Annotated in this window: 6 protein-coding genes and 1 tRNA gene; all 7 read left to right on the forward strand. The window is 70.4% G+C overall.

Translation table 11 applies throughout. The features are described 5' to 3' along the window. The coding region (gene gyrA / locus IRZ18_07525) for a DNA gyrase subunit A (GenBank protein MBX5476952.1) at positions 1-2,466 on the forward strand (2,466 nt) is incomplete at its 5' end. A 39-nt stretch (positions 2,467-2,505) separates the two neighbouring features. Beyond that, positions 2,506-3,408, forward strand: a complete 903-nt coding sequence (gene pdxS, locus IRZ18_07530) for a pyridoxal 5'-phosphate synthase lyase subunit PdxS (protein ID MBX5476953.1) — start codon at positions 2,506-2,508, stop codon at positions 3,406-3,408. Positions 3,409-3,445: 37 nt separating this feature from the next. After that, a complete protein-coding gene (gene pdxT / locus IRZ18_07535; protein ID MBX5476954.1) occupies positions 3,446-4,060 on the forward strand; it encodes a pyridoxal 5'-phosphate synthase glutaminase subunit PdxT in 615 nt (204 codons plus the stop codon). Beyond that, the gene (locus IRZ18_07540) at positions 4,057-4,632 is read left to right on the forward strand and encodes a class II aldolase/adducin family protein (GenBank protein MBX5476955.1); all 576 of its coding nucleotides are present in this window, start codon (positions 4,057-4,059) and stop codon (positions 4,630-4,632) included. The genes pdxT and IRZ18_07540 overlap by 4 nt, the downstream gene beginning before the upstream one ends. Beyond that, complete coding sequence (gene mtnA / locus IRZ18_07545; GenBank protein MBX5476956.1) at positions 4,629-5,714, forward strand: S-methyl-5-thioribose-1-phosphate isomerase; 1,086 nt, start codon at positions 4,629-4,631, stop codon at positions 5,712-5,714. The genes IRZ18_07540 and mtnA overlap by 4 nt, the downstream gene beginning before the upstream one ends. 101 nt (positions 5,715-5,815) lie before the next feature. Further along, the gene (serS, locus tag IRZ18_07550) at positions 5,816-7,096 is read left to right on the forward strand and encodes a serine--tRNA ligase (GenBank protein ID MBX5476957.1); all 1,281 of its coding nucleotides are present in this window, start codon (positions 5,816-5,818) and stop codon (positions 7,094-7,096) included. Between the two features lie 60 nt (positions 7,097-7,156). Then, a tRNA-Ser gene (locus IRZ18_07555) sits at positions 7,157-7,242 on the forward strand. Positions 7,243-7,252 lie beyond the last annotated feature (10 nt).

Here is a 7,252-nt window from a genome sequence, read left to right on the forward strand (position 1 = left end):
CTGCTCCTGCGGTTCGGGATCGTGAGCGCGCTCCGGCCCGACCGGCGGGGCGCCGGCGAGCGGCTCGTCATCACCGGATGGCGCAACCTGCAGCGATTCGCCGCCGAGATCGGCTTCGTCTCCACGGCCAAGCGACAGGCGCTGTTGCGCCTTCTGAACGCGCGTACCGGCCGGAGCCTTTCAAAGACCGGTGACATTCCGGAACCGGATTACCTTTTCGAGCCCGTCGTGCGGGTGGAGGACGCGGGCGAGCAGCCTGTCTACTCGATCCGTGTCGACAGCCGCTGCCACTCCTTCGTCGCGAACGGCTTCGTCAACCACAACACCGAAGCGCGTCTCTCGCGCCTGGCGATGGAGCTCCTCCGCGACATCGACAAAGAGACGGTCGACTTCGAACCGAACTTCGACGGCGAGCACATGGAGCCGCGCGTGCTGCCGGCCCGTTTCCCGAACCTGCTCGCCAACGGTTCGGACGGCATCGCCGTCGGCATGGCGACGAAGATCCCGCCGCACAACCTGCGCGAACTGATCGACGCGACCATCGCCCTCATCGACAACCCGGACATCACCATCGAGAAACTGATGGAGCACGTCCCCGGGCCGGATTTCCCCACGGGCGCCCTGGTCGTCGGCCGGGAGGGGATCCGGCAGGCCTACGAGACCGGGCGCGGCTCGCTGACGCTGCGCGCGCGGGCGTTCATCGAGGAGGGCAAGGGCGGCAAGTTCCGCATCGTCGTCACCGAACTGCCCTATCAGGTCAACAAGTCGAAGCTCATCGAGCGCATCGCGGAGCTCGTGCGCGAGAAGCGCCTTGAGGGCATCACGGACCTGAGGGACGAGAGCGACCGCACCGGGTTGCGCGTGGTGATCGAGCTCGGCCGCAACGCCAACCCCAACGTGCTCCTGAACCGCCTGTACAAGGAGACGCAGCTTCAACAATCGTTCGGCGTGATCATGCTGGCGATCGTCGGCCAGCGGCCACGGCTGCTCAACTTGAAGGAAGCGCTGCAGGTCTACGTCGACCACCAAAAGGAAGTCATCGTCCGGCGCTCGCGTTTCGAGCTGGATCGCGCCCAGGCGCGAGCGCACATCCTGCAGGGGTTGCGCATCGCGCTCGACCACATCGACGCCGTCATCGCGATCATCCGCTCCAGCCGCACGGTCGACGAGGCGAAGCAGCGGCTCATGCGGCTGGACGGCGTCGACGAGCGGCTCCTCGAGCGCGCGGACGCGCCGCGGGAAGGCGACGGCCAGGTCCTGTCGGAGAAGCAGGCGCAGGCCATCCTCGACATGCGCCTGCAGCGCCTGACCGGCCTTGAGCGCGAGAAGATCGAGGCGGAGTACGAAGAGCTGCTGAAGGAGATCGAATACCTCAACGCGGTCCTGTCCAGCGAGACCATGGTCCTCAAGGTCGTCAAGCAGGAGCTCCGCGAAATCGCCGATCGTTTCGGCGACGCGCGCCGCACGCAGATCGTGGCCGCGGAGGACGAGTTCGAGCCCGAGGACCTGATCGACGACGCGCCCATGGTGATCCTGCTCACGCACGCGGGGTACATCAAGCGGGCGCCCCTGGACGCCTACCGGACGCAGCTGCGCGGCGGCCGCGGCGTGACGGGCATCACCACGAGGGACGAGGACTTCGTGGAGCAGATCTTCGTCGCCTCGACGCACCAGACGCTGCTCTTCTTCACGAACCGCGGCCGCGTCTTCCAGCTGCGCGTCTTCGAGGTGCCGGAGGCCTCGCGCACGGCGCGCGGCACGGCGATCGTCAACCTGATCCAGGTGGACCAGGGCGAGAAGATCACCACGGTCCTGCCGGTCCGGGAATTCGACCCCGACCGCTTTCTCGTCATGGCGACGCGCGGCGGCAAGGTCAAGAAGACGTCGCTCGGCGAGTTCGCGAACGTGCGCCGCAGCGGGCTCATCGCCATCAGCCTGGCCGAGGGCGACGAGCTCATCGGCGTGCGCCTCACGACCGGCGACGACCACATCCTCCTCGCCACGCGGGGCGGCCAGGCGATCTGCTTCCCCGAGACCGACATCCGCCCGATGGGCCGCGCGGCGTCCGGCGTGATCGGCATCCGCCTGGCGCAGGACGACGTCGTCATCGGCATGGAGATCGCCGACCCGTCGGCCGACCTGTTGACGGTGACGTCGCGCGGCTACGGCAAGCGGACGCCGATGACCGATTACCGCATCCAGGGTCGCGGCGGCAGCGGCATCATCGCCATGCGCACGACGTCGAAGACCGGGCCGCTCGCCGCCATCCGCGCCGTCTCGCCGGGGAACGAGGTCATGCTCACGACGGCGCAGGGCATCGTCATCCGCCAGCCGGTCGACGGCATCCCGCGGCACGGGCGCAGCACGCAGGGCGTCATGCTGATCCGCCTCGAGCCGGGCGACGAATTCGTCTCCCTCGCGCGCATCATCCGCGAGGACGAGCAGCGCAGCATGTTGGAAGAGTGACGCGGCTTCCCGCATACTCCAAGCCAGGGGGGAACGGCAATGCCTGAAGCGACTGTGACTGAAGAGCGCGGAACTTGGCGCGTGAAGAAGGGCCTCGCCGAGATGCTGAAGGGCGGGGTCATCATGGACGTGACGACGCCCGAGCAGGCGAAGATCGCGGAGGAGGCCGGCGCCGTCGCGGTGATGGCGCTGGAGCGCGTGCCGGCGGACATCCGCGCCGCGGGGGGCGTCGCGCGCATGGCGGATCCGGAGATCATCCTGCGCATCGAGGAGGCCGTGACGATCCCGGTCATGGCCAAGTGCCGGATCGGGCACTTCGTCGAGGCGCAGATCCTTGAACAGCTGGGCGTCGACTACATCGACGAGAGCGAAGTGCTCACGCCGGCGGACGAGGAGTTCCACATCAACAAGCACGAGTTCACCGTGCCCTTCGTCTGCGGCGCGCGCAACCTCGGCGAGGCGCTGCGGCGCATCGCCGAAGGAGCGGCCATGATCCGCACGAAGGGTGAGCCCGGCACCGGCAACATCGTGGAGGCCGTCCGGCACCTCCGCCGCATCAACGCCGAGATCCGGCGCGTGGTCGCGGCCCCGGACGAGGAACTCGTCACGATCGCGAAGGAGTATGGCGCGCCGGTGGAGCTGGTGCGGGAGGTCAAACGGCTCGGCCGGCTGCCGGTCGTGAACTTCTCCGCGGGCGGCGTCGCCACGCCGGCGGACGCGGCGCTCATGATGCAGATGGGCGCGGACGGCGTGTTCGTCGGCTCCGGCATCTTCAAGTCCGCGAACCCGGCCGCGTACGCGCGCGCCATCGTGCGGGCGACGACGCACTACAACGACCCGGAGGTCCTGGCGGAGGTCAGCCGCAACCTGGGGCAGGCGATGCCCGGGCTGGAGATGGCGACGCTGCGTCCCGAGGACCGGATGCAGGACCGCAGCCAGTGACCGTCCGGCACACGGCGGTCTTGACGGATGGTGAGTCATGAAAGTCGGCGTTCTTGATTTGCAGGGCGACGTCATCGAACACGTGCGCGCGCTTGAGGCCGCCGGCGCGGAGGTCGTCCGCGTGAAGCGGCCCCGTCACCTCGAGGGCCTGCGCGGCCTCGTCATTCCCGGCGGCGAAAGCACGACGATCGGCAAGCTGATGGCCGAGTACGAACTGATCCCGGCCGTCCGCCACGCCGTCAGCGAGGGCATGGCCGTGTTCGGCACGTGCGCGGGCGCCATTCTCCTGGCGGCGGACATCGCCGGCAGCGACCAGCCCCGCCTGGGCCTGATGGACATGCGCGTGCAGCGCAACGCCTACGGCCGCCAGCGGGAAAGCTTCGAAGCGGAGGTCAGCGTTTCCGAGATTCCCGGGCCGCCCGTGAAAGCCGTCTTCATCCGCGCGCCGATCATCGAACGGGTCGGCTCGCCCGTGAAGGTGCTGGCCGAATACGGCGGCCAAGTCGTCATGGCACGTCAGGGCCGGCTCCTCGCGGGCACGTTTCACCCGGAGCTGACGGACGACCGGCGCGTGCACCAGTACTTCCTCCGCCTGTGCGCGGAAGAGCCTGAGGACCAAGGCTCCGGCGCCGGCAGGGACCGCCTGCGGTGAGCGGGCCGGAAGCGGCGGCGCGCAGGGTGCTGGCCGACGCCTGCCACCGCCTCGACCGCCTGGGCCTCGTCCACGCGACGGCCGGCAACGTCAGCATGCGGCTCGGCGACGCCGTGCTCGTCACGCCCACGGGCGCCGCGCTGGGAACGATCGCGCCGGAGGACTTCGTGCGCGTCACGATGGACGGCGAGGCGGCGGACGGGCGCCGGCCATCGTCCGAGCTCAGGCTTCACCTGGCCCTGTACCGGCGGACCGGCGCGGGCGCCGTCGTCCACACGCACAGCCCGTACGCGACGGCCATGACGTTCCAGGGCCGCGCGCTGCCCATGGCGACGGACGAGGCGGCCGCCGTGCTCCACGAAGTGCCGCTCGTTTCGTACGAGCCGCCGGGCAGCGCGGAGCTGGCCGAGGCTGCGGCCGCCGCGGCGGAGGGACGTTGCGCGCTGCTCCTGGAGCGGCACGGCGTCGTCACCTGGGCGGGAGACCTGGAACGTGCCGTGGCCATCGCCGAACTCGTGGAGGCGACGGCGCGGCACGTCTACATTTTGGAGACCTGGGGAGGCCGGCCGTGATCGAGACGATCGCCTGGACGGGTGACGCCCTTCGCCTGCTGGACCAGCGGCGGCTCCCGGGGGAAGTCCGCTACGTTACCTGCCGCACCTGGCAGGACGTGGCGGAGGCGATCCGCGACATGGTGGTGCGCGGCGCTCCGGCGATCGGCGTGGCCGCGGCGTACGGAATGGTCCTGGCGGCGCAGCTCGCGGCGCGCGCCGTGGCCGCTGGCGCGGACCGCGCCGCCGCAGCGGACGCCATGCGCCGCACGCTCGAGGAGGCGGCCGCCGGCCTGCGCGCCGCGCGGCCCACGGCCGTCAACCTGTTCTGGGCCGTCGAGCGGATGGAGGGCGTCGCCGCGCGGCATCTCGCCGCGCCGGGCGCGACGGCGCGGGTCGATGAGGTGGCCGGCGCGCTGGAAGCCGAGGCGCGCCGCATCCATGAGGAGGACGTGGCGGCGAACCGGCGCATGGCCGAGCACGGCGTCCCCCTCCTCCCGGAGGGCGCGCGCGTGTATACTCATTGCAACACCGGCGCGCTGGCCACCGCCGGCTGGGGCACCGCCCTCGGCGTGGTGCGCGCGGCTCACGCGGCTGGACGGCTCCGCCACGTCTGGGTCGGCGAGACGCGGCCGCGCCTGCAGGGCGCGCGGCTCACGGCCTGGGAGCTCGCGCAGGAGGGCATTCCGGCCACGCTCGTCACCGACAGCATGGCCGCCGTCCTCATGGCGCGCGGCCAGGTCGACGCCGTCCTGGTCGGCGCCGACCGCATCGCGCGCAACGGCGACACCGCAAACAAGATCGGCACGTACGCGCTCGCCGTGATCGCGCGGCACCACGGGGTACCCTTCTACGTGGTGGCGCCGTCGTCCACCGTCGACCTCTCCGCGGCCACGGGCGCGGACATCCCGATCGAAGAGCGGGATCCGTCGGAAGTGACGCATGTCGGCGGGGTGCGGGTGGCGGCCGAGGGCGTCCATGTGTGGAATCCGGCGTTCGACGTGACGCCGGCCGCCCTCATCCAGGCGATCGTCACGGAGCGGGGCGTCGTGCGCCCGCCATTCGACGCCGGCCTGACGGCGATCGCCGGCCAGCGGCCGTAGCGCCCGCGAGTCCGCAGCGAAGGCGCCCGCCCCGTGCGGGCACCTCCGTCTCATCCGAGCGTCGTCATCCGCGGAGCGCGCCGAACGAAGGGGGTTTGAACGTGCTCGACCTCAAACTCATCCGCCAGGACGAGGCGCGCGTGCGGCGCGGGTTGGAACGCCGTGGCGCGAGCACCGCGGACCTCGACCGCATCCTCGCGCTGGACGCCGAGTGGCGCGGGCTCGTCGCCGACCTCGACAACCTGCGCGCGGAACGGAACCGCGTCAGCCAAGAGATCGGCCGCATCAAGCGCGAGGGCGGCGACGCGTCCGCGCAGCTGGCCGCCATGAGCGACGTCGCCGAGCGGATCCGCGGTCTCGAAGCCCGGGAGAGGCAGCTGCAGGACGAGATCGAATCGCTCCTCCTGCGCCTGCCGAACCTGCCGGACGACGACGTGCCGGACGGCCCGGACGACTCGGCGAACGTGGAAGTGCGTCGTTGGGGGGAACCCGCGCGCTTCCCGTTCGAGCCCAAAGCGCACTGGGACCTGGGCCCGGCGCTCGGTCTCCTCGACTTCGAACGCGCCGGCAAGATCACCGGCTCGCGCTTCACGGTGTTCCTCGACCGCGGCGCCCGCCTATTGAGAGCTCTCGTCGCGTTCATGCTCGACTTCCACACGGCGCGCGGGTTCACCGAGGTGCTGCCGCCGTTTCTCGTCAACAGCGCCAGCATGACGGGGACCGGCCAGCTGCCGAAGTTCGGCGAGGACGCGTTCCGCGTCGACGGGCACGACCTTTGGCTCGTTCCCACGGCGGAGGTGCCGGTCACGAACCTGCACCGCGACGAGATCCTTTCGGCAGATCAGCTGCCGATCTACTACTGCGCGTACACGCCCTGCTTCCGCAGCGAGGCGGGCGCGGCCGGACGGGACACGCGGGGGCTGATCCGGCAGCACCAGTTCGACAAGGTGGAGCTCGTGAAGTTCGTGCGGCCGGAGGACAGCGCGAAGGAGCTGGAGACGCTCACGGCGCACGCGGCCGCCGTGCTCGAGGCCCTGGGCCTGCCGTATCGCGTCGTGGCGCTGTCGACGGGCGATCTCGGCTTCGCCTCCGCCCACACGTACGACCTCGAAGTGTGGATGCCCAGCTACGGCCGATACGTCGAGATCTCGTCGTGTTCGAACTTCCGCGATTTCCAGGCCCGGCGGGCGAACATCCGCTACCGTCCGGAGCCGGGCGCGAAGCCGCAATTCGTGCACACGCTGAACGGTTCGGGCCTCGCCGTCGGCCGGACGTTCGCGGCGCTTTTGGAAAACTACCAGCGCGAGGACGGCTCGGTGCGCCTGCCCGAGGTGCTGGCGCCGTACCTGGGCGGACAGCTCGAATTTGCGCCGCAATCGTGACGTGGTAGCATAGGAATCGCTCGACGGCGTCGCGATCGTGGCGGCGCCGGGGAAGTTCGCGGAGGGGTACCGTAATTGGCAACGGAACGGTCTTGAAAACCGTCGCCCGCAAGGGCTTGCGGGTTCGAGTCCCGCCCCCTCCGCCATTGATGTGAC

The organism is Clostridia bacterium, from assembly GCA_019683875.1.
GTDB lineage: Bacteria > Bacillota > Sulfobacillia > RBS10-35 > Bu92 > Bu92.

Coding starts and splice junctions, on each gene's coding strand:
- pdxS (MBX5476953.1), top strand. CDS start 2,506: ATGCCTGAAGCGACTGTGACTGAAGAGCGCGGAACTTGGCGCGTGAAG.
- pdxT (MBX5476954.1), top strand. CDS start 3,446: ATGAAAGTCGGCGTTCTTGATTTGCAGGGCGACGTCATCGAACACGTG.